The following is a 22,520-nucleotide window of genomic DNA, read 5'->3' on the forward strand; positions in this document are numbered from 1 at the left end:
ATACCTCAGCCTGGAAAAAGGGGGACGCATCTATTTTTCCTGATTTTCTATTATTATTGAAAAATAGAAACGCCCCCGTTTCCAGGCCCCCTACTCCCTCCTTTGCGCTTATTCTTCCAGCGTACCTGACAGATCATCGATGATCGCCTCAAATTCATCGTCGAGCTTACGGTCTTCATCACAAAGAGATCTAATTCTCGATGCACTCGCGTCGATAATTTCCAGCAACGCTCTTTCCTGCCGTTTAGTTAAGTCAAGCCCCAACAGGGATCTTTCCAGTTCCTTTCCCAGCGCCGTCATGGTCTCATTGGCAGACAGCGCTTGCCGCTGATGCTGTTTTTCAATCCTGCACAGTTTTTCATGCGCTGCTTCGAGGACCCGGGTCAATCCTTCGCGCCTCGCATTAACCTGCATTTGCGTCTGCATCGCCTGCAGCCTCGTATCCAGGCCTTCGATCATGATAACGAGGTGTTGTCGCAAGCGCTCTATTTCCTCCGGGTCCGAGGGTAGGTTTCGAACCAGCAGGGTGGTGCGATCGGAATTGACCGCGACACGGGTACCAAAACTCAATACCCGGTCCTGACCGCGCAGACTCTGGAGAATCTGACCCTCCATCGGCCGGTTGATGCCGTCACTAAACCAGACGCGGTTCTCGCCGTCGGCCTCGATCAACAGGCTGCTATCGAGATCGAATTCGCGCAGGCAGTCAAACACATTATCTGCCAGCTCATCGAGGTCGCTGGCGCGCTGGCATCGATGTAAAAACCCGACCACCATCTCGAGCTTCTCGGTATTGGTCAAGTTACGCTTCAAGGCCTCGACCGCCTGCTCCGAAATGTTCTCCAGTTCCCGTTTTCGCAACTGGCTCGCAAGCACTAACTCAACCTTCTTTTGCAGAATTTCTTCGCTGAAAGGCTTGGTAATATAGTCATCGCCGCCAGCCTCGTAGCCGGCCATCAGCTCCTCCTGCGTGGCAAGCGCAGAGACAAATATGACCGGTATTTCGGCGGTGTCGGTATCGGCCTTGAGACGCTCACAGGTCTCGAGCCCATCCATTTCCGGCATGTTGACATCGAGCAGAATCAGGTCCGGTCTCTTGATACCGACCTGCTGCAAGCAGCTCTCTCCCGAATTCACGCTATTAAGCGCATAGTCGGATTGCAACAACTCTTCCAGGATGGCCAGGTTGATGGGTTCATCGTCAACGCAAAGTATCGAGGCTTTCTTGTCCATAGGTTTTTTTATTCAAACACTCGAATCGTGCTTATTTATAAAGGAAATGAACATGAATGAGTAGGCAAATTCCCGTTTTCTCGATTTTCTTTTGCTATCGGAACGCATTATCGGTTTCGGTTGAAAGTTCTCATTTTGTTCTCTATAGTATTCAAAGACCATGAACCCGATGATGAACATAATCACGCTATCCGGCAAATTCAGACCGATAAAACCCATCCCAGCCCCGATCGAGGATCTCGTCGAGCTCGGCCGAATCGCGGCTGGCATCCCGCTGGAAGCTATCGCAGACAGACAGCGTAATGAACTTCTCGGACTGCTCACGGCACCCGGTCGGTACGCCCTGCAGGTCAGTGACGATTCGATGTGCGAGGCGGGTATCATTCGTGGCGATATCGTTGTCGTTCAAAGCCAGCGACAGGCCCGCGATGGGGACATCGTGGTCGCGCTTATCGATAACGAACAGGTGACGCTGAAACGCGTTCGATTCCTTTCCAATCAGCGGATTCAGCTGATCGCCGATAGTCCCGATCAGGCCGACCTGGTGCTCAAGGATTCGCGCGTGATCATCCAGGGGAAAGTGATCGGCCAGGTCCGGTGCTACGCTTGAATCCCGTGAGCGACGGACGCTGGCCCCGCGTTATCCTGCTGGCGGATATGAACGCTTTCTTCGCCTCGGTTGAGCAGATCGATCACCCCGAATGGCGCGCTAAGCCGATTGCCTTGACCAATGGTGATATCGGCACCTGTATCATCACCTGCTCCTATGAAGCGCGGGCTTTCGGCGTCAGGACCGGGATGCACATCAAGCAGGCCCGGCAGCTTTGCCCGGACCTGGTTCGGATCACCAGTCGTCCGCAACGCTATGCCGAGGTATCGGCCGATATCATGCGTGCGCTGTCAACTTTCACACCTGAGCTCGAGATTTTCTCGGTTGACGAGGCGTTTCTTGACGTGACCCGCTGCCAGCGGCTCTGGGGGTCTCCGCGGGAAGTCGCACTGCGGGTCAAGCGCACGGTCTACGAACACTCGGGGGTCCTGTGCTCGATTGGTGTCAGCGGCGACAAAACCACGGCCAAGTTCGCGGCGAAACTACACAAACCGGATGGTTTGACCATCATTCCACCCTGGCAGGCAAAGGAGCGCCTCGCCCATACACCGCTGACCGGGCTTTGCGGGGTAAACTCGGGAATCGCCGGCATGCTCGCCGCCTATGGTGTGCACACTTGTGCGGACCTGCAAAAACTGCCCATCAGCGTGCTCGGCAAACGCTTCGGCAATCCGGGCAGACGCATCTGGCTGATGGCGCAGGGCCTTGATCCCGAACCGGTAAAAACCAGTATTCCGGCTGCCCAGTCGATCGGGCATGGTAAGGTCTTGCCACCCAACACGCGCGACGCAGAATCGATACGGGTATTTATGATGCATATGTCGCACAAGCTCGCCGAGCGCCTGCGCAGCAACCGCCTGGTAGCCCAGCAGTTTCTGTTCGGCCTGCGCCTGTATCGCGGCTGGCTCAAGACCACTGCGCGATCGCTTTTGCCCAGCGACGACGAGAGAGTCATTTACCGACTCGGCACACGCTGGTTACGGCAAGCCTGGAGCGGCCAGGGAATCTGGCAGATACGCATCGTCGCGCTCGATCCAAAGGCACCGTGCCAGGCGGATCTGTTCCAGCGCAAGCATCCCGCCCGACAACGCGCTCACCTTGCGATGGACCAGATCAATCAACGTTATGGGCCGATGACACTTGCATCGGCACGATTACTGGGGCGATCAACCATGCCCGACGTGATTTCTCCCGCCTGGAAACCACATGGTCACCGCAAAACCGTTTAGTCCGCTTTAATCGTGTCGCACCTGGCTTATTTCGCGGAACAATTAAACAATTTCGGCTAAACTTGGTCGATAACTATGCCTTCATACTTTTATGAGACCCTTAATGCTGGATACGACAGATAGTTCGATCGCAGAATTTCAGGCAGATATTGAAAAAGCGATTGCAGCGATCGAGACCATTATCCTCGGCAAATCGAACCAGATCGAGCTTGCTGTTTGCTGCCTGATTGCGCGCGGCCACTGCCTTATCGAAGATTTACCCGGGGTCGGTAAAACCACCTTGTCGCAAACCATCGCGCAGGTTTTCGACCTCGATTTCAATCGCATTCAATTTACCAGCGATCTACTGCCCGCGGATATTCTCGGGGTATCAATTTTCGACCCGGAACAGCAGGTTTTCAAATTTCATCCCGGCCCTGTTTTTGCGCATTTCATCCTGGCCGATGAAATCAACCGCGCCACGCCGAAAACCCAGAGCGCTCTGCTCGAGGCCATGGAAGAAAAACAGATTACGGTCGAGGGGGTGACGCACCGGCTGGAGGAACCGTTTTTTGTCATCGGCACCCAAAACCCGCTGGATCAATCCGGCACTTTCCCGTTACCCGAATCACAGCTGGACCGGTTCATGATGAAAATATCGCTCGGTTACCCGGACCAGGCAGCCGAGCGTGCATTGTTGTCGGGTGGTAATCCTCGCGAAATGATGTACCGGATGCAATCCGCGGTCGGCATCGGACGCTTCATCGAAATTCAGTCCGCGGTAGATCATGTCCATTGTTCCGAGCCTTTGCTGAGTTACGTTCAGCAATTGATACAGGCGACGCGTAATCCCGGCCTGTTTGTTTATGGCCTTTCACCGCGCGCTGGCCTGGCTGTAATCCAGGCCAGCAGGTCATGGGCACTAATGAAGGGGCGCAGTCATGTGGAGCCGGGCGATGTTCAGTCCGTGTTCGGTGCGATTGCAGACCATCGCTTAACCCCGTCTGAGCAGCACAGCCGCCCGACCATGGACCTGGTCAATGATTTGATCGAACAGACACCAATCCCCTGACCATCATGCTTTCGGTCAGTTTGCCGGCTCCCGTCCGCCGATACTTCGACAACTGGTTTGATAGCCATAACCCGCCAAGCCAGGATGCAATTCTGCTGCATAACCGACGTCTTTATATTCTACCGACGCGTTTCGGTTACCTGTTCGCGATTATGCTGCTGTTCCTGTTCTTTGCCGCGATCAACTACCAGAACAGCATGGCATTCATGCTGACTTTCATGCTGACTGCACTCGGCATCATCAGCCTCTGGCATACCCATAAAAATCTGCTCGGCATCACCGTCAAGCTGATGATCCCGCGCCCTGTATTCTGTGGCGAATCCTGCGAGCTTAAATTTGAAGTCAGTCACGCCAATAACTCGAAACGCTATGCGATTGGCATCCAGTACGCAGAACAGGTACCGGTATACGTCAAGCTCGAACCCGAAGGCACCAGCGGGGCAAAATTGAGGATCCCCACAGCGCATCGCGGACAGTTCAAACCGATGGGTATAACGGTATTCACCCGCTATCCCACCGGTCTGTTCCATGCCTGGGGCTGGCTTAAGTTCGATGTACCGGTCCTGATTTACCCGAAGCCGGCCACAAAGGCCCGGTTGCAACAAAGCATGGTCGAACAATACGACGGACAAACATCGACCAGTACCATCGAAGGGGAGGATTTCGCAGGCCTGCGGGAACACCGCGAGGGAGAATCGTTGCACCACATATCCTGGAAGGCCTATGCCCAGGGTAAGGGACTATTAACCAAGACATTCCAGGGCCAGGCGAGGCCTTCGATATGGATTGACTGGAATATGGTTAACGAGGGCTCGCTCGAAGATAAACTAAGTTTAATGACGGCCCTGGTTCTGGCCGCGGAAAACGAAGAGCAGAAATACGGATTGCGACTGCCTGGCACCCTGATCGAACAGGATTACGGTAGTGCGCACAAGCACGCCTGTTTACAGGCCTTGGCGGTTTTCAGGCAACCCGATTTCAACCAGGAATTTAAACTTGAAAACGACTAGCCAAAACCTGCCCATTCGATCGATTGCGAATGAAACGGTGAGACGCTCCAGCATTTTTGCAGTCTGCTTCTGCTTCCTGTGCTCAATCGCTCCCCACTTTCGAAACCTGCCGGTCTGGGTAAGCGCAATCGTATTGCTTGCACTGGGATGGCGATGCCTGCAAAACCTTGGCAAGGTCAGGGAGCTACCCAAGTGGGTACTGATCCCGCTGGTATTTTTTGGCGGCATTGGCGTATTCGCGGAGTACTGGACCATCGTCGGGCGCGATGCAGGTCTCGCACTGCTGACCGTGATGACCTCGTTCAAGTTCCTGGAAAGCCGACGTCATCGCGACCTGTTGATACTGGTTTTTCTCAGCTATTTTCTGATCGCCACGCATTTTCTCTATTCCCAAAGCATTTTTACCGCAAGCCTGATGTTCGCCAATCTGATTGTCGCAACTGCCACGCTGATCACGATCAATCAGCGCGAGGAAAAAATCGACATCAGGCAGCTGGTGGGATCCAGTACCCGTCTGGTACTGCTGTCGATTCCGCTGATGCTCATTCTCTTCGTGCTGGTGCCACGCGTGCCGGGTCCGTTGTGGGGAATTTCGAGTGAACAACGCGGTGGTGTTACCGGGCTTAGCGATCACATGTCACCCGGGAAGATCAGCAACCTGATCCGCAGCAACGAGGTTGCCTTCCGGGTTGATTTCGAAGACCGAATTCCAGCCCAGAACAGGCTTTACTGGCGAGGACCGGTGATGGCCCGCTATAACGGCTATCGCTGGTACCAGGCACGTCGGCAGGTCCTAAACCGGTTCAACATTGTGGTTTCCGAGCCCCCGGTAAAATATACCGTTACGCTGGAACCGAATGGCGAACGCTGGCTGCTGCCGCTGGATATCCCGACAAAACTGATTCCCGATGCATTAATGACCGAGGACTTTCAGCTCATCAGTACCAAAAAAATTAATGACTTGTTGCGCTACTCGATGGAATCACGGGTGGCTTACGAGGTTGGCGCAGACGAAGATCCGGAGTATCTCGGTATTACGCTCGAATACCCTGAAGATCTCAATCCAAAGACAATCACGATGGGTAAATCGCTGGCACAACGTTTTGATCGCAACGAAGACATCATCAAAGAAGTATTGAAAATGTTTCGCGAGCAGGAATACTTTTACACCCTGCAGCCCCCTACCCTTGAAAATGACGTGGTTGACGAGTTTCTGTTTAATACACGGCGCGGTTTCTGTGAACACTACGCCGGCAGTTTTGCGCTGCTGATGCGTGCTGCAGGAATACCGGCACGCGTCGTCACCGGCTACCAGGGTGGTGAATATAACGCTGTCGGTAACTACCTGATCGTGCGGCAATCCGATGCGCACGCCTGGAACGAGGTCTGGATCGAAAACAGGGGCTGGTTGCGGGTCGATCCCACTGCCGCAGTGTCCCCGAGTCGGATTGAACAGGGTCTCGATAACGCCTTGTCCGACGAAACATCAATTTTTCGCATCCAGAATCGTAACCCGATCTTCGGCAACCTGCTCTACAGCTGGGATAACATGCAACACAGCTGGAACGACTGGGTGATCAATTATGACCAACGCAAACAGCAAAACTTTCTCAGTAAACTTGACCTTGGTATTGAAAGCTGGTCCGACATGGTATTTGCAATGGTCTTTTTGCTGGCCACAGTTACCGGTTTATTCTGGTTTATTGTCTGGTATCGCGAGCGTCCGCCAAAGCCCGAAGCCTGCGAAGTCCAGTTCGGGCGCCTGCTGAAAAAACTGTCCAGGCGAGGTTTCCAGAAACGCCCCTCGGAAGACAGCCGTGCTTTTCTCGAGCGAGTTACGGATCGGGACTTTCCGCAGCGCGAACAGCTTGCAGATATCGTGGAGCTCTACAACCGTATCAAGTACGGTCGCAAGGGCTCTTCCGTGCGCAACCTCGACAGCATGCGCTCACTGATCAACTCTCTCTGAGCCTTACCCGCCCCAACCAGCGACAGTGCTCCCCGGGGGTAAATGCACGTAAAAGGCGCTCCCAACCGGCGCAAGCGCCGGTTGGTCCATCCATGGAATCGCTTGGAGCGCGGCGTCCGTGCCGCGCTACACTTTTTCGTGCATTTACCCCCGGGGAGCTCAACTCACTGAGATGTGTCGAAATGTTTGCTTCAGACGGCTTCTAGTTCCGAAGACTTGAAGTACTGTTCCTTGATGCTGCTGATTTCATCGCGCACCCGGGCCGCTTCTTCGAATTCTAGGTCACGCGCATGCTGGTACATCTTGTTTTCAAGCTGCTTCAACCTGGCAATGAGTTCGTTGGCACTGAGCCGCTCGTACCCGCTCGCGGTCTCGGCCACACGATCGAATCCCTTGCGGTGGCGACCGGGCCTGGCAACGTCGCCAAGGTCCATCACGTCGGTCACGCTCTTGACGATTCCCATTGGCGTTATCTTATGCTCAATGTTATATGTCAACTGTTTCTCACGCCGCCGATCGGTTTCGGCAATCGCCCGCTGCATCGAACCTGTGATGCTGTCTGCATACAAGATCGACATGCCATTGATGTTCCGTGCCGCTCGACCGATGGTTTGAATCAACGCTCTATCCGAGCGCAGGAATCCCTCCTTGTCCGCATCGAGAATCGCAACCAGCGATACTTCCGGCATATCGAGCCCCTCGCGCAGCAGGTTGATGCCAACCAGGACATCGAATTCACCGAGCCGCAGATCACGGATAATTTCCATGCGTTCGACGGTATCGATATCCGAATGCAGGTAACGCACGCGCACCCCGTGCTCGCCCAGGTAATCGGTCAGGTCCTCGGCCATGCGCTTGGTCAGGGTCGTGATCAGGACCCGTTCGGAGACCTCCACGCGTTTATTTATTTCGGATAAAACATCGTCAACCTGGGTGGTCGCAGGGCGTACTTCGACCACGGGATCGACAAGCCCGGTGGGTCGTACAACCTGTTCGACCACGGCCCCACTGTGTTTTTGCTCGTAATCACCGGGAGTTGCGGAAACAAAGATGGTCTGAGGAGACATGCGTTCGAATTCATCGAAACGCAGCGGCCGGTTATCGAGCGCCGAAGGCAGGCGGAAACCATATTCAACCAGGGTTTCCTTGCGCGAACGATCACCGCGATACATGCCACCTATCTGCGGCACCGAGACATGGCTTTCGTCGATAAACAGCAGGCAATCCTCGGGCAGGTAGTCAAACAGGGTTGGGGGGGGTTCCCCGGGTTTGCGCCCGGAAAGAAAACGCGAGTAATTTTCAATTCCGGCACAGTATCCCAGCTCACGCATCATTTCGACATCGTAATTAACGCGTTGCTCGAGTCGCTGCGCTTCGACCAGTTTATTATTTTGTTTGAGTTCCGCGAGTCTCACCTGCAACTCTTCCTTGATCTCGCTAATCGAGCCAAGAATCACCTCGCGGGGCGTCGCGTAATGCGTTTTCGGATAAATCGTAATGCGCTTGACGTTGTTGGTGACCTCGCCGGTCAGCGGATCGAACAGGCTGATTTTCTCGACCTCGGTATCGAACAGCTCGATACGCACCGCGTCACGGTCCGAATCGGCCGGGTGCACGTCGATAACCTCGCCCCGCACGCGGTAAGTACCGCGCTTGAGCTCGAGATCATTACGCTTGTACTGCAGTTCCGCCAGACGCCGCAGAATGCTGCGCTGATCGATTTCATCACCAACCACGAGGTGCAATAACATCTTCAGGTAAGAATCGGGGTCCCCCAATCCATAAATTGCGGAAACCGACGCGACAATAATGGTATCGCGCCGCTCCATCAGGGACTTGGTGGCCGACAGTCGCATCTGTTCGATATGCTCGTTGATCGATGCATCTTTTTCGATGAAGGTGTCGGATGCCGGCACATAGGCTTCCGGCTGGTAGTAATCGTAGTAAGAGACGAAGTACTGGACCGAGTTATGCGGGAAGAATTCCTTCATTTCGCCATACAACTGCGCCGCCAGGGTCTTGTTGTGCGCCATGATAATCGCCGGTCGCTCGAGCCGCTGGATTACATTGGCCGCGGTAAAGGTTTTACCCGAACCGGTTACCCCCAGCAGGGTCTGGTGCATGAGCCCGTCCTCGAGACCCTGCACCAGGGCATCGATGGCCTCGGGCTGGTCTCCGGTTGGTTCAAACTGGGTTTCGAGCTGGAATTTCTTCGCCATAGAACAAATTTAGTGAATGATAAACAGACTGCACTTTACAGGTCGCCACGGCTTCGTATACTTCGCCTGTTCCTTCACAGCAATCTAACCGACGAGTCATCCGTGTTTAACGATCTGTCAAAGCGCGTTTGCGCAATAAAACCATCCCCCACTTTAGCAGTTTCAAATTTGGCTAGCCAGCTTCGCGCCCAGGGACGTGACATTATCAACCTGGGAGTAGGAGAACCGGATTTTGACACCCCGGATCATATCCGGGAAGCTGCCATTGCAGCGATTCGAGCCGGTGACACGCACTACACGGCTGTCGACGGCACTGTGCCCCTGAAACAGGCAATTATCGACAAGTTCGAGCGCGATAATGGCCTTTCATATTCAGCCGATCAGGTCCTGGTTTCCTGTGGTGGTAAGCAGAGCTTTTTCAACCTGTGCCAGGCGGTTCTAAATGAGGGCGATGAAGTTATCATCCCGGCCCCCTACTGGGTATCGTATCCCGATATCGTAATTCTGGCCGATGGAACCCCGGTTGTCGTCGTGGTCGGTATCGACTCGGCCTTCAAGATAACCCCGGACGCGCTTGAAGGCGCGATCACGGATAACACGCGCATGCTGGTGCTCAACAGTCCCTCTAATCCGACCGGAGTCGCCTATTCGATGCCGGAACTGGCAGCACTTGGCGAAGTATTATTGCGCTACCCCGACGTGCTCATTGCGACCGATGACATGTACGAGCATATCGTCTGGGGTGATTTCCCGTTTTGCAACATCCTAAACGCCTGCCCCGAACTGTATGAACGCACCCTGGTGCTCAATGGGGTATCCAAGGCTTACGCGATGACCGGCTGGCGAATCGGTTATGCCGGGGGACCAGCGGATATCATCAAGGCAATGAAAAAAGTACAGGGTCAGTGCACTTCCAATCCGAGTTCCATTTCACAGGCTGCATCGGTGGCTGCGCTAAACGGCGACCATGGCCCGGTGCGCGCGATGGTGACGGAATTCAGGAAGCGGCATGATTACCTGGTGGCCGAGCTGAATTCGATCAAGCATATCCGGTGCCTCGAATCCGACGGAACCTTTTACAGTTTTCCCAACATCCAGAGTTTTATCGACGCTCGCAATGATCTCGATAACGACGTTGATGCCGCCAATCTGTTGCTCGAGGAAGTCGGAGTCGCGCTGGTCCCCGGCTCTGCATTCGGGGCCGAGGGTTACATGCGTATCTCCTTCGCCACCAGCATGGAAAACCTGGAAAAAGCGGTCGCGAGAATCCGACAGGTGTTCGAGGGCTGAAGCGAGGCAGTAGTTTTACCGAACTCGATCATGGTACTGTGATCTAATGGGTCCAATTGCGACCCCATGGTATATAACCCGATATGAGTTCTGTTGTTGAAAACATCGGCCTCGAGCCGTCGCCGCTGTATCACTACAACGAGGTTCGAATCGTCCACCTGGAGCTGACGCACCGCTGCAACGCGGCCTGTCCAATGTGTTCACGGAATATTCACGGTGGCGCACTCAATCCCGACATGCCATTAAGCGAACTGTCGCTGGCCGAAATAAAGGCCATACTGCTACCTGATTTCGTCCGTCAACTCAAACGTATTTACGCCTGCGGCAACTATGGCGATCCCATTGTCGCGCGGGATTGCATCGAGGTATTCCGTTACTTGCGCGAAAACGGGCCCGATCTCAACCTGTGCCTGCATACCAATGGATCGGCGCGGCGCCCGGACTGGTGGCGCGAGCTGGCCACGATCATGAAACAGGGGCCCCATTACCTGCGTTTTGGTATCGACGGGCTCGAGGATACCAATCATCTTTACCGGCGCGGCGCGGACTGGAAAACCGTCATGCGCAGCGCCGAATCTTTCATCGCGGCAGGTGGACACGCCGAGTGGGACTACCTGGTCTTCAAGCACAATGAACACCAGGTTGAAGGCGCCCGCAAGCTTGCCCGGGAAATGGGATTCAAGGAATTTTTCGTACGCAAGACCGGCCGTTTCCTGAGCAGCGGTGAACTGGAGATCTCGGATCGATTCGACGTGCGCGATAAGCAGGGACGCTTTGAATACTGGCTCGAACAGCCGACGAATCCCGAATACCTGAACCCGGCCTTCGGTAATCTCGAGCAGGTCAGACAACGCTACGGCGAGTATCACAGTTACCTTGACCAGGTCGACATTAATTGCAAGGTAGCGGGTCGCAAACGCAAGATCTACCTTTCCGCGCAGGGTTATGCACTGCCCTGCTGCTGGCTCGGTGCCGTGTTCAGCGAGGCGAGCACGCCGGAACGCCAGCAGTTTGCCGAGTTGATTGATCGATACGGTGGCAGCGCCGCGCTGGATGCCCGTCGTATCGGACTCGAAGCCGTCATCGAAGGCCCGCTGTTTCAACAGGCGATCCCGCAAAGCTGGGACCTCGCATCGATAGATGACGGCAAGCTTGCGATCTGTGCCCGTACCTGCGGCAAGGATTACGATCCGCTCGACCATCAACGCGATTAGACCGGCCCAGCGAACCGCGCGAAGACGGTAATTACCTGCAGACCAGGTTTGCCGACGCTGAAACCGGTGATTGACAAATCCGGTTGCTGTATTATTTTTATTGAATTAGTATACCCAGCCTCTATTCCCCGGTAGCTCAGTTGGTAGAGCAATTGACTGTTAATCAATGGGTCCCTGGTTCGAGCCCGGGCCGGGGAGCCATACAAAACATTAGGTTACAAGGAAGTAACCTATTCTCCCAAGCAAGTTAGTCCAAATTTAGTCCAGTAAACCGCAACAAAATGCAATAGATCGTGTCTTGTCCAGGGACTGCCCTCACCCTTTCAAAATGCCCTTTTCAGGCTATTTTTAACTCCTTAGTGGACTAAATTTGGCACTTACATGCTAGTCCAGTAAATAAATAGCTTATATTTCAATTACTTTCTAAATAAGTACAAGGGATTTAATTTCCAATTGTCGTCATTTGTGAACTGTTGTATCATATTGCAACTAGCTGAAATCAGGGCTCGAAAGTGGCAACGATAACCAAACAAGTCGGGAAGACAGGAACTAGTTACAAAGTTCGTATCAGAAAGCCCAATAATCCCACAGTCACCAAAACGTTTAGTAGTAAAAGTCTGGCAGAGAAATGGGCCAGAAAAACGGAACTGGATATGGAAGAAGGAACCTATTTTGAAAAGCAGGAGGCTGAAAAACACAAAGTATCGAACCTAATCGATCGGTATATTTCCGAAGAAATACCAAGACTATCGGTAAGTGACCAACTAGCAAGGATCACTCAACTTAAATGGTGGCAAAGCGAAATCGGCTTGAAGACACTGAACAAAGTAACCCCTGCCCTATTGGTCGAGTGTCGAACCAAGCTTAAGAGCGAAATTAGTACACGCGGCAAACCACGCAGTGGCGCAACAGTTAATCGATACCTGGCGGCACTGAGTGCTGCATTCGGAGTCGCTGTATCAGAATGGCAATGGATGAAAGAAAATCCTTTTTCTCGCGTCCGCAGGGAGAAGGAATCTGATGGCCGAACTAGATTTCTATCCAGAGAAGAACGCACCGCCCTACTTTCAGCCTGTAAAGAGTCAACTAGTAAGAATCTATACTTGATCACCCTGCTGGCGCTGTCGACAGGTATGCGCCAAGCCGAAATCCTTACCCTTAAATGGGATCATATTAGTTTTGAGCGCAACACCATAACGCTTTTCAAGACGAAAAATAAGGAGGTTCGGGTAGTCCCACTGGTCGGCATTGCTAAGTCACTGCTCCAAGATCATGGAAAAGTACGAAGTCTGAAAAATCCGTTTGTCTTTCAAGGGCGTCATAACACGTATGCGAATTTCCCTCGTAAAGCCTGGGCAACTGCCCTAAAGAAAGCGAAAATTGAAAATTTCACCTTCCACGACTGTCGCCACTCCGCCGCCTCGGAACTAGCAATGAATGGGGCGAGCCTTCACGAAATAGCTGCTGTATTGGGCCATAAGACACTAGCCATGGTTCAGAGATATGCACATCTTTCCGAACAGCACACGACTTCAGTGGTTGAAAGGATGAATAACGCAATTTTTGGGATGCAGGGTGAGTGATTTAGAGCACAGCCTGGTATTGCCTCACGATATAAAGTCAATAAGTGTTACTGATATACCCTATATGGTGGCTTGGGCGATTCTCCCTTATTCCAGCCCAACATATGATGAGGGGAAATTTGAGGCAATAGTGAAACGATATCAGGACGATATTAAGGAAGCTTTTATAAATGGAAACTTTGAGGGGATGGGTCTGGATTCTGGGAGTAAAAATTCAATTAACGAGCAATTGGCGGACTCATTCAAAACCGTCGATGAGTGGAGAGAATATTTTTCTCGCCTCAGTATCGAAATCAAAATTGCGGAACCATCTTCATCCAGTGGCAGATATGACTTGTATTATGCCTCCAAGAATATTGCCCAAGCGATTAATGAAAGCAGGAGAACCATTTTAAATTTACTTACTCATGCGGTTCTTGCCGGCTCGCTTCCAGTTTATCCACCAGGCTCTCAAGTTAAATACAAACCTAAACAAGTAACTGATCACTATGAGGAGGTTTGTTGGGATGACCTGAATACTTGGTTGGAGACTTCCACCCGTGAAATTAACTGGAGGTTCCCAGACCCTTCAAGCAGCGCAAGAAACATCCTAAATAATGATATTAATGCTGCGCCATTTTCAAACCCACCAGCACGGCGGGACGAGTGGTTTTATATCATTGAGGAAACGATGTGGCGATACATGAAGAATAATGGATCGTTCCCCTCAGCGATCAAAGCTTGGGTTTCTCTTTGGGAAAACCCACCTCAGGGATATGGGATATCGACTGGCACTGACCGGGGGGAAGATGCATTACTTATGGGTGAAGAAATACTAAGTAAATCCGCATTTAAAAAACGATTTCAACGCTGGCAAAAAAAAGCAAAATAATCCTATAGTGGACAATAAGGCCATTAACTCCCAATAGCAGCACCCCCTCCAAAACCCTGTAAATTACCATTCGACACAAGGCACTTCGGCCAAGTGTTTTGCAATAACCAGCAACACATTTGCAAGGCAATCAAGCCGCTGTATTACATCGAGGTAAAAATGGAACCACAAGTTTCCGACACTAAACCTGGCACTGTCCATACAGTGCAGACGCTTGCAGCCACTGAACCCGGTTTGAATGAAGGTAGGATTCGTTGGACAATTTTCCAGCACAAGTCTGCGCTCGTCGAAGCGGGTGCTGTGTTTTTTTCCGGTAAGAAACTGCTGATCGATCGTGATCGCTACATTGCACTGCTTAAAGATGGGGGGCTTACTCCATGAACGAAAAAGCCCTCACCCGAAAGCAGAGGCTTAATCTTGATACTAGCGCATCGGATTATAACACTACATCGGCCAATCATAATATCAGTCAAAAGGACCGCAGGACTTTCGAGCGCTTAGCACAAAATTGGGCTGCGCGGGTTTACTATCATTCCCCGAGTGAAGCGATGCAAGCCCTATTACAAGGAGCTGAGCCATGGAATTGATCGATACGGTTTGCACTTCCGGCAACCGAGGCACAGTACGCGACAAGATAGTCGAAAGAGAGTTAAAAAAGACAGGTTTTAAGGCCAAAATTAGTGCGTTCTGCTGTCACTGTATATATGACCCTTACCAAAGGGGATCGTGGCTAAAACAGGTCGAAAATTGCACTTCTTGGCACTGTCCTTTGTATTCAGTTCGTCCTCTGCCAACTGGAAAGAAACACAAGGAGATCGATGATGGGTGAGTGCATTACATTTCCCAAGATTATCGAGGGCAATGATTCGCCTCTGATTCCCGAGGGTGTTTATGAGATGGGTTATCTCTACCACAAAACATGGATGTTTAGGGGGCGTCAGCCGAAGGTCGTTATGTACTTCAGCATTATCGAGCCAGGTGATTATTTCGGAGCGGCATTACCCGCCTACTACTGTGTAGAAAAGCACATCGGCAAACGTGGTAAGGCAGGTAGATTCAAGGCAAGTAAAAAAACTAATCTATATCGAGACTTTTGCCGGGTGTTTCCGGATAGGCCCGCACCACGGCCTGATCGCATACCTTTATCAAACCTCTCCTCAGTAGTCGTTCAAGGCACTGTCGTGACAGTAAGCAGGGGATACGATCAGCGAGATATACCTGAGGCAGCCCAATATAGTCGTGTGAGAAGCATAGAACGATAGGGCTATGGTTATGGTTATAGTTTTAGTAGTAGCCGTAGTTGTAGTTGTAGCAGTAGCTACTTAAAAACCCCTGAAACCCTTGCGGCAAAAAGGTTTGAGCCAATTTTCTTGGCAACGGAATTTAGTCCTTTGGAACAGAGTCGGGCTGAATACTACGATTGATTGAAAGACTACTGGCCCGGTATGCGTAACATTGTCATTGAGTGTTGCGCTGCCGGGTTCCAAAAAATAATTGCGGACCTTCGGTTGGAATGATGTTTTATAGCCCGACCGCAGTGCATTTCAACCGCTATGCGTTGGTATTCAGAGCATGATTAGAGTAGCGTTTGCCTATCGAAATTATACTTTTGAGTGATATGGCTAAAGGAATAAAGACTGGCGGTAGAGTTAAAGGAACCCCCAATAAATCAACGGATGAAATCAAAGCGTTGGCCCAACAACACGGGCCCAAAGCACTGGAGCGATTGGTTTGGCTGGCAGAGAATGCAGATAACCAGGCAACACAACTGAGCGCGTGCAAAGAAATATTGGATAGAGGCTATGGTAAGCCGATCCAGCAAACGCAAAGTCTTAACGCAGAGGGCGAGGTCAAGGAGGAAATTAGTAATCTAGAGCTTGCTCGATGGGTTGCACATCTTCTAAACAAGGGCCTGAAAACAGCCGAGGAAAAACCTACTTCACACTGATGACGAAAGCGAATCCGTTTATCGAGAGTCCAGGGCTAAGAGATAACCTATGAATACCCAGACTACCCCACTGACGACAATCTGCGAGTGGGAGGTAACCTACCCAAGTGTTAACAACGAAACCTGTAATGCGACGCTCAACTACCTCAGTAATATTCTATGGGTGACTCAACTAACCATGACCTACAGCGAACAAAGGCTTGCAGAGAATGTGCATGTCGGCCCCGTATCGTTAAAGGCCGGTGCCACCGTAAATCTACAAATTAGGGGCGGCCTTCTGTTTGTGATCTTTAACGGCGTAATCACAGAATCGGGCCAGAGGAATATCCTGACCGACATTCAAATTGGCACTTTCTGGTTAAAGTATTTTGAAAAGCCAATATTCCTCCCTGGTAACTAGCCGATCCCTGTCGATTGTTCCAAAGTTACTTTTTTCTCCAAAGCAGACGCTCAGATTTCGCCATTCAGCGGCAGAAAACGACCCAACTCAGACACTCATAAAAAAGCCACCTCAATTTAGATGGCTTTAACGTTAAATATGTTTATTCAAGAGTTAGCTTTGTACTCTAAGTCATGAAAAAACTCCAATAAGGACATCAAAGGATGCAAAGCGCGCAAATATGATTCTTTTAATCGAGTCTTCATAGGAGCCGCCTTTCTCATCGCCGGACCATAATAGGCTGTGACAAACTGCGACCAAATATTTGGTGAGACGGTGCTGCGCACGATAGCGATCGAGGGCGTGAGTATCCTTGTTGTATGCCACCAACCACTCGGATGAAAAATCGTCTCACCCTTGCGGACAACTGTTCTCAGTGGCTTGGACTGTTTAAACAAAGGGCACTTCTCAAGATCCGGATGAGCTATATCAGTCACAAGTGACCTGTTCGGAGCTTTGGGATTGGGATAGAGATATTTACTTTGAGATGGCGGAAATATCGTGAACTCTTTGTCTCCATAGACCTGCGTCACGAAACCGAGGGTATGTAATAGGTCGAAATGCAGCGGAAATCTGGCGCCAGCTCCACCGATCAGCATTGCAGTAGTGCGCTCAATTCGAAATCGAAGGGGATGCAATCTACTCTGAATGCGATCGGGTTCGGCAAACTTGATGGCAGGCTGCATGTCTGCCATCAACTCTGGAAACAAATTCTCTATATCGATTCCCCATAAATAGGGAGTGGGATTTTCAACGCTTGAGGCAATCACCATATCCATGTAGCTACCCAGATCTATCTCTCGATCCGGAAAGTCCCGAAGCTTGACTGATCGCTGACCGTAATGTCGCTGAAGATACTCCGGCGACCATTTGGACATTGCGGGCCAATCCTGTGTCGCGTCGGTTAGCACAACTGGAATTCCGGGCAACAAATAGTCCTGAATAAATTCATCATACGAAATACCCGTCCGTCGGTCGACCCTACCAACTTGCTCGAAAGAAAATGTCTCGAGGTCATTCATGTACTTGCTCCTAAATGCTTATTGTATCTTTAAGATTATCTGCCGAGATCCATACTTGTGCATTCTTTACAATGTAATACCCAGGTCCGGTATTCAATTCAAAAGCAGCGGTTTTCATGTCATCGCTATCGTCATGATCGGTGTGCGGGTGAGTGGACACTTCGCAGCACGCGTAATGCCGGATGTGTAGCTAGTATTCCCGCCTTCAAAAAGCTCTTGAGAGATGGATGGAAACGGAACATCCAGTAGACCAGCGCCCACCAGTTACTTGCATTTGCCGTGTTGATCGAAACCGATATAGAGGACCCTGTTAGATGTGTAGTATGCCACCAGCCCCAGGGTACGAAGAGCATTTCGCCTGGCTCCAGCACCGAGCGAAATGCTCTCGCATTTGCGAAGCGGGGAAACCTCGTCAGGTCCGGGTTCTCTAAGTCATTTATCTTGGACTGATTTGGCCAATCGGATTTCGGATACAGGTTACTCGAATCGGAAGGTGCGAAAAGCGTCCACTCTTTCGTGCCGTAGATCTGAAAGGCGAAGGCATGGTAGGCAATATAATCCCAATGAAGCACCGAAAACCGAGCACCCTGGCCACCGAAGAATATCTCGGCCTTTGATCCTCGACTGAGAGTCTCTGTGAGCCCTGAAGGAAAGAAACGATCCTCCAGCCAGTTCGGCCACAGATGCTCGGGCCGTGGTTCAATATCGGGGAGAAGCTCTGGAAAAAGATCGCCGAGATACCTACCGTCTCCAGTACCCATCAGGTAAGGCGCTGGCTCGCTCTCGGATGACTGGAGCACACGGTCGACGAATTTACTCACGGTTAGATTTTCATCACCTACCGGAAGAAGTCGATCTCCGAACGTGGTTTTGAAGAAGCCCGGTGACCATTTCCGCAGAGCCGTCCAAGAAGTGATCGCATCAGTGAGGATCACAGGCCGCCGAGTCAAGACGTAGTCCCTGTAAAAAGACTCGCAAGAGACTCCCTCTCGTCTCTCGATCATGGACTCACCTCGATGATTAGATATTGAGCTACTCTTGTGGAATGTCACGCGAACCTCCAGTTTGAATCAACTAGAGCCATGCTAGAAAAAGTGCCACTAGGCAAAATAAAAGCCTCAAGTGCCATTTTTATTTTCAATTTATTCAATCTTTTTGAATATTATCGCATCTTGTTATAGTCAGTTCACTAATAACGAGACTCGGATCACATACTTAATACTGTTAATATTGAAATGTTCCCCCAGAGTAGTATGGAAGTAGCGGGCAGTATGCTGGTAGTCAGTTACAATTGCCTAATCCATTTATCCCCAAGTCATGAGAGTCCGCTTCTGGCCGAAGATTGCCCCCTACCACTATTTCATGGGCGTCTGCTATTGGGAAATCAGACGCTAAAGTCGATGAGTCAGCGGCGACAACCAACCCAACTAAGAAACTCATGCTCTTGCTAAATTTCGTGCATAGCCCCCATTTTGCCCGTTTTCATGCGCTTGAATTGAGTATGTCCCGTTAATCCAGGTTCTATTAACACTATTCCTTGCGGAATAGTTTGAACAGGGCGGCATTACCGAGAGATCCACATCCAGCTTCTATGGCTTCTGTGGCATACATTCGCATGCAATCTATGAAACGACCATCGAGACCGGCCCCTTCTCCAACCGCGGCGATTTGCGCCAAGGCACCTGCACTGGTGTCGAGAGTGCTATGCTTTGACTGATAAGTGTCGGTGGTGATCATATCAACCGATCGCGACAAAACATCGCCAAAAACCGGCAGCAAGGAAACACCCAAATCACGAAAAAGCGGCAGAGGCACTTTCTCGGCATCACAAATTGCGGCGCCATTGAGCGCACCGAACACGAAGCTAAAGTAGATCGACAAAATGGCATTGCTGAGAGCAGCTGCCATTCCTGGATCATCTCCGATTAGCTGCGCAGTCCCACCAAACGCATCAACCACCGTTTTACAAGCCTCGAAGCTGCTGGCGTTTCCCGCGTAAATGATCGCGCAGGTCTCAGTACCAATCGCGTCCGGGAAGGCCATGATCTCCCCATCGAGGTAAGTTGCGCCGATAGTGGATGCCCAAATCGAGGCTTCACGAGCCTTAGCAGGCGTTCCAGTCGAGAGTTGAACAATGACTTTCTTGGCGAGTTCATTTTCTACGGCGCCGACACGGAAAAGCTCGTCGGTCGCATCGTAATCACGTATACACACAATAATGATGTTACTGGCTTGAACTGCATCGACAATTGTGTCGGCGACCTTGACTGTTCCCGGTTCGAATAATTGCGCCTTCGAAGGACTCCGGTTCCAAACTGTGACCTCCAAGTTAGCAGCTGACAAGGCTCTCGCAAGAGCTGATCCCATCAGCCCTAATCCAATTACCGTAACACTGGTTTTTGTCATGTTTCTATACCGAGGCAGAAATTAATTGTTATGAATACCCATGATCTCTCGTAACACAATTACAAACAGGCATTTGAATCGCTATCATTTTATCAGATCGAGCCCCTGGTCTGCTCCTGGCCGACTAGAGCTGCTTGGCTGAGTCAACTCAGTGTCTTCTTTGTAGAAATCAGGCCCTCTGCGCGATTCCTTCAACAATGACAAGATTGGCCTGGGCAGAACGATGTCGATGTTCTGCGAGCGCTTTGTAATCTGGATCATCACACCATGCCTGGGCCGACTCAACGTTGGGAAATTTCATTATTACTGTACTTGGATAAGCCCAACTTCCCTCAACAACGATAGTTTGATTTTTTGATGTTGCCAGGAGCTCGCCACCATGCCTCTCAAAAATTGGCATAAATCCAGCTAGGTAATTTTGGTACTCGTCCGGGTCTTCAATTTGTATCTGAGCCAGTACATATGCACTCATCTTGTACCCTCCATTTAGTATTCAGTTCCGATTCTCTCTCTTTGAGAAAGAGGATGCAAAAATCGGTAGCCACCTAACATTTAAATCGCAAGATTCATGATCTTGAAATTTTTTTCAATTAGTTGCTGGGAGTCCGCTCCTGGCCGTTCTCAGAAGCCCAGGTAGCGATTTTCAGTGTCTGCTTACGAGAAAGCAGCCGCTCAAACACGAAGAATCAGCGGCGATTTGCGACCCAATTGAGACACCTAAAACGTCTCACTCCATCTGGTAGCCTGGCGTTGATTTTGAAAGTGCTATCTCTTCTTCCGACATCTCTTCGCTGATGTGCTCGAAAAGCGGTGTCGAAAGGTAGCGTTCGCCGGTATCCGGTAACATTGCAAGGAGGACCGAACCAGGTTCTGCTTTTTCAGCAACCCGCATCGCAACTGCAACAGTTGACCCGCCAGAAACTCCGGTTAGTATGCCTTCTTCGCTAGCCAGACGCGCTGCCCACTTCATGCCTTCTGCACCAGGGATAGGTATCAACTCATCGTAATATTGATTGTCGAGGGCTTCCTGAAGAACCAGGGGTATGAAATCCGGGGTCCAGCCCTGAATTGGATGGGGTTCGAATGCAGGATGGCTTTCAGCGGGAGCCCCACCCTCGGTGCGAGCCTGGGCATGTCCCGATGATACGAGGGCAGCATTGGCTGGTTCGGTAAGAATGATTCGTGTTTCCGGACGCTCACGTCTCAGTACTCGTCCTACACCGGTCGCAGTACCCCCGGTACCGTAACCTGTAATAAAATAATCCAGCCGCTCCCCAGTGAAATCACCTAGAATTTCGGAGGCCGTGGTCGATTCATGAATATCCGCATTGGCCTTGGTCTCGAATTGTCGCGCAAGAAACCAGCCATTTGCTTCCGCCAGTTCCTTTGCCTTCAAATACATACCAGTTCCTTTTTCGGCGCGGGGCGTCAGTACTACTTTGGCACCTAGAAAACGCATCAATCTGCGGCGCTCAATTGAAAAGCTATCTGCCATGGTTACCACTAGCGGGTATCCCTTGGCGGCACATACCATGGCCAATCCAATCCCGGTATTTCCGCTTGTCGCTTCGACCACGGTTTGTCCGGGCCTTAGATCGCCGGAACCTTCCGCCGCTTCAATTATATTCAGGGCCAGGCGATCCTTGACCGATGCACCCGGATTGAAGGCTTCGGCCTTTACGTACACCGTGACGTTATCCGGGGCTATACGGTTCAATCGAATAACAGGTGTATTGCCTACCGTATCGAGCACTGAAGGATACAGCTGCCCCAACCCTCTGGTTGTTCTAATACTCATGACTCCTCCTGATATGCTTGGGGATACCTTGAAGGCAAGATCCCCCTTATTGAAACCATGCATGCAAACGACAGCATGGCAGTTTTTTAATCCCGCGACAAATCAATGCCTTGTGTAGGACCAATTGCAGCTCTAATCACCGCAGAAATTCGACAGGCATTCGATCGAGCCTTCATCGATCACTGAACATAATAGTCCTTTTGTGGCCGATTCGAGGAGCCCAGGAAAGGATTTTCAGTGTCTGCAATTGAGAAATTGCCAGTACATTGAGCACTATGGCCGACTGCAGCACCTTGTCATGTTTCACTTATGGTTAAATTCCTAAGTCCGTTTTCCGAGAATTCTTCAGCATATCTAGGCTCGTGAGGTGCGCTGAATTTCAAAAAATCTTCAACAGAAGAAATTTCTTTGTTTGATGCTTCGGCATCAGCACGAGCATCACGCTCTGCTAATCGATTAATCAACTCATCCCAAAAAGTGTCATCGTTATATCGATCTATTTTGTCATGGATACCACTTTCTTCTTCATACAAACGTGTAGGATAGAATTTATTCAGCTTTTTTGACGATTCAACAAGATCACCGCATCCCATTTCTTTACCAAACGAATAAATCTTTTGCACAAGCA

Annotated in this window: 20 protein-coding genes and 1 tRNA gene; 13 read left to right on the plus strand and 8 right to left on the minus strand. The window is 51.0% G+C overall.

The features are described 5' to 3' along the window. Window positions 1–108 precede the first annotated feature (108 nt). Window positions 109–1,233, minus strand: a complete 1,125-nt coding sequence (locus tag OES20_15440; protein MDH3636093.1) for a response regulator — start codon at window positions 1,231–1,233, stop codon at window positions 109–111. Between the two features lie 172 nt (window positions 1,234–1,405). Between OES20_15440 and OES20_15445 the strand changes: the two genes are divergently transcribed. The 5 genes from OES20_15445 (at window position 1,406) to OES20_15465 (ending at window position 7,102) form a co-directional block, all read left to right on the plus strand. Next, window positions 1,406–1,843, plus strand: a complete 438-nt coding sequence (locus tag OES20_15445) for a hypothetical protein (protein MDH3636094.1) — start codon at window positions 1,406–1,408, stop codon at window positions 1,841–1,843. Window positions 1,844–1,848: 5 nt separating this feature from the next. Continuing rightward, on the plus strand, window positions 1,849–3,072 hold the full coding sequence (locus tag OES20_15450; protein ID MDH3636095.1) for a DNA polymerase IV: 1,224 nt from the start codon (window positions 1,849–1,851) through the stop codon (window positions 3,070–3,072). A 103-nt stretch (window positions 3,073–3,175) separates the two neighbouring features. Further along, window positions 3,176–4,123, plus strand: coding sequence for an AAA family ATPase (locus tag OES20_15455; protein ID MDH3636096.1), 948 nt, complete (start codon window positions 3,176–3,178; stop codon window positions 4,121–4,123). Window positions 4,124–4,128: 5 nt separating this feature from the next. Next, window positions 4,129–5,133, plus strand: a complete 1,005-nt coding sequence (locus OES20_15460) for a DUF58 domain-containing protein (GenBank protein MDH3636097.1) — start codon at window positions 4,129–4,131, stop codon at window positions 5,131–5,133. Next, window positions 5,120–7,102, plus strand: a complete 1,983-nt coding sequence (locus OES20_15465) for a DUF3488 and transglutaminase-like domain-containing protein (GenBank protein MDH3636098.1) — start codon at window positions 5,120–5,122, stop codon at window positions 7,100–7,102. Before OES20_15460 ends, OES20_15465 begins: the two co-directional genes overlap by 14 nt. A gap of 191 nt (window positions 7,103–7,293) precedes the next feature. On the opposite strand, the gene uvrB is transcribed toward OES20_15465, so the two are convergent. Then, a complete protein-coding gene (uvrB, locus tag OES20_15470; GenBank protein ID MDH3636099.1) occupies window positions 7,294–9,321 on the minus strand; it encodes an excinuclease ABC subunit UvrB in 2,028 nt (675 codons plus the stop codon). A gap of 102 nt (window positions 9,322–9,423) precedes the next feature. Between uvrB and OES20_15475 the strand changes: the two genes are divergently transcribed. From OES20_15475 to OES20_15510, 8 genes are all read left to right on the plus strand, one after another. Beyond that, window positions 9,424–10,611, plus strand: a complete 1,188-nt coding sequence (locus OES20_15475; GenBank protein ID MDH3636100.1) for a pyridoxal phosphate-dependent aminotransferase — start codon at window positions 9,424–9,426, stop codon at window positions 10,609–10,611. Between the two features lie 83 nt (window positions 10,612–10,694). Beyond that, window positions 10,695–11,825, plus strand: a complete 1,131-nt coding sequence (locus OES20_15480; GenBank protein ID MDH3636101.1) for a radical SAM protein — start codon at window positions 10,695–10,697, stop codon at window positions 11,823–11,825. A gap of 125 nt (window positions 11,826–11,950) precedes the next feature. After that, window positions 11,951–12,026, plus strand: a tRNA-Asn gene (locus OES20_15485). Window positions 12,027–12,337: 311 nt separating this feature from the next. Then, window positions 12,338–13,408 carry a site-specific integrase gene (locus tag OES20_15490; protein MDH3636102.1) on the plus strand — a complete coding sequence of 357 codons (1,071 nt, stop codon included), beginning with the start codon at window positions 12,338–12,340 and terminating at the stop codon, window positions 13,406–13,408. Beyond that, window positions 13,401–14,279 carry a hypothetical protein gene (locus tag OES20_15495; GenBank protein MDH3636103.1) on the plus strand — a complete coding sequence of 293 codons (879 nt, stop codon included), beginning with the start codon at window positions 13,401–13,403 and terminating at the stop codon, window positions 14,277–14,279. The genes OES20_15490 and OES20_15495 overlap by 8 nt, the downstream gene beginning before the upstream one ends. Before the next feature lie 159 nt (window positions 14,280–14,438). Continuing rightward, a complete protein-coding gene (locus OES20_15500) occupies window positions 14,439–14,660 on the plus strand; it encodes a hypothetical protein (GenBank protein MDH3636104.1) in 222 nt (73 codons plus the stop codon). A 1,207-nt stretch (window positions 14,661–15,867) separates the two neighbouring features. After that, the gene (locus OES20_15505; protein MDH3636105.1) at window positions 15,868–16,227 is read left to right on the plus strand and encodes a hypothetical protein; all 360 of its coding nucleotides are present in this window, start codon (window positions 15,868–15,870) and stop codon (window positions 16,225–16,227) included. 49 nt (window positions 16,228–16,276) lie between these two features. Beyond that, window positions 16,277–16,627, plus strand: coding sequence for a hypothetical protein (locus tag OES20_15510; protein MDH3636106.1), 351 nt, complete (start codon window positions 16,277–16,279; stop codon window positions 16,625–16,627). A gap of 146 nt (window positions 16,628–16,773) precedes the next feature. Here the strand turns inward: OES20_15510 and OES20_15515 are convergent, their stop codons facing one another. The 6 genes from OES20_15515 to OES20_15540 form a co-directional block, all read right to left on the minus strand. Further along, window positions 16,774–17,688, minus strand: coding sequence for a cupin-like domain-containing protein (locus tag OES20_15515; protein MDH3636107.1), 915 nt, complete (start codon window positions 17,686–17,688; stop codon window positions 16,774–16,776). Between the two features lie 131 nt (window positions 17,689–17,819). Next, window positions 17,820–18,692 carry a cupin-like domain-containing protein gene (locus tag OES20_15520; GenBank protein ID MDH3636108.1) on the minus strand — a complete coding sequence of 291 codons (873 nt, stop codon included), beginning with the start codon at window positions 18,690–18,692 and terminating at the stop codon, window positions 17,820–17,822. A gap of 526 nt (window positions 18,693–19,218) precedes the next feature. Beyond that, window positions 19,219–20,094: an NAD(P)-binding domain-containing protein gene (locus OES20_15525; GenBank protein ID MDH3636109.1), complete on the minus strand. Its 876-nt coding sequence runs from the start codon at window positions 20,092–20,094 to the stop codon at window positions 19,219–19,221. Window positions 20,095–20,263: 169 nt separating this feature from the next. Next, window positions 20,264–20,566, minus strand: a complete 303-nt coding sequence (locus OES20_15530) for a DUF1330 domain-containing protein (GenBank protein MDH3636110.1) — start codon at window positions 20,564–20,566, stop codon at window positions 20,264–20,266. A gap of 255 nt (window positions 20,567–20,821) precedes the next feature. Then, window positions 20,822–21,892, minus strand: a complete 1,071-nt coding sequence (locus OES20_15535) for a pyridoxal-phosphate dependent enzyme (protein ID MDH3636111.1) — start codon at window positions 21,890–21,892, stop codon at window positions 20,822–20,824. A 296-nt stretch (window positions 21,893–22,188) separates the two neighbouring features. Beyond that, a partial coding sequence (locus tag OES20_15540) for a hypothetical protein (protein ID MDH3636112.1) occupies window positions 22,189–22,520 on the minus strand: 332 nt, incomplete at its 5' end.

It is taken from the genome of Gammaproteobacteria bacterium, from assembly GCA_029862005.1.
GTDB lineage: Bacteria > Pseudomonadota > Gammaproteobacteria.

What these genes read in the sequence shown, in the direction of transcription:
- OES20_15510 (MDH3636106.1), top strand. Translation starts at nt 16,277, where the DNA reads ATGAATACCCAGACTACCCCACTGACGACAATCTGCGAGTGGGAGGTA.
- OES20_15535 (MDH3636111.1), bottom strand. Translation starts at nt 21,892, where the DNA reads ATGAGTATTAGAACAACCAGAGGGTTGGGGCAGCTGTATCCTTCAGTG.
- OES20_15525 (MDH3636109.1), bottom strand. Translation starts at nt 20,094, where the DNA reads ATGACAAAAACCAGTGTTACGGTAATTGGATTAGGGCTGATGGGATCA.
- OES20_15460 (MDH3636097.1), top strand. Translation starts at nt 4,129, where the DNA reads ATGCTTTCGGTCAGTTTGCCGGCTCCCGTCCGCCGATACTTCGACAAC.
- OES20_15455 (MDH3636096.1), top strand. Translation starts at nt 3,176, where the DNA reads ATGCTGGATACGACAGATAGTTCGATCGCAGAATTTCAGGCAGATATT.
- OES20_15520 (MDH3636108.1), bottom strand. Translation starts at nt 18,692, where the DNA reads ATGATCGAGAGACGAGAGGGAGTCTCTTGCGAGTCTTTTTACAGGGAC.
- OES20_15480 (MDH3636101.1), top strand. Translation starts at nt 10,695, where the DNA reads ATGAGTTCTGTTGTTGAAAACATCGGCCTCGAGCCGTCGCCGCTGTAT.
- OES20_15440 (MDH3636093.1), bottom strand. Translation starts at nt 1,233, where the DNA reads ATGGACAAGAAAGCCTCGATACTTTGCGTTGACGATGAACCCATCAAC.
- OES20_15530 (MDH3636110.1), bottom strand. Translation starts at nt 20,566, where the DNA reads ATGAGTGCATATGTACTGGCTCAGATACAAATTGAAGACCCGGACGAG.
- OES20_15515 (MDH3636107.1), bottom strand. Translation starts at nt 17,688, where the DNA reads ATGAATGACCTCGAGACATTTTCTTTCGAGCAAGTTGGTAGGGTCGAC.
- uvrB (MDH3636099.1), bottom strand. Translation starts at nt 9,321, where the DNA reads ATGGCGAAGAAATTCCAGCTCGAAACCCAGTTTGAACCAACCGGAGAC.
- OES20_15445 (MDH3636094.1), top strand. Translation starts at nt 1,406, where the DNA reads ATGAACATAATCACGCTATCCGGCAAATTCAGACCGATAAAACCCATC.
- OES20_15500 (MDH3636104.1), top strand. Translation starts at nt 14,439, where the DNA reads ATGGAACCACAAGTTTCCGACACTAAACCTGGCACTGTCCATACAGTG.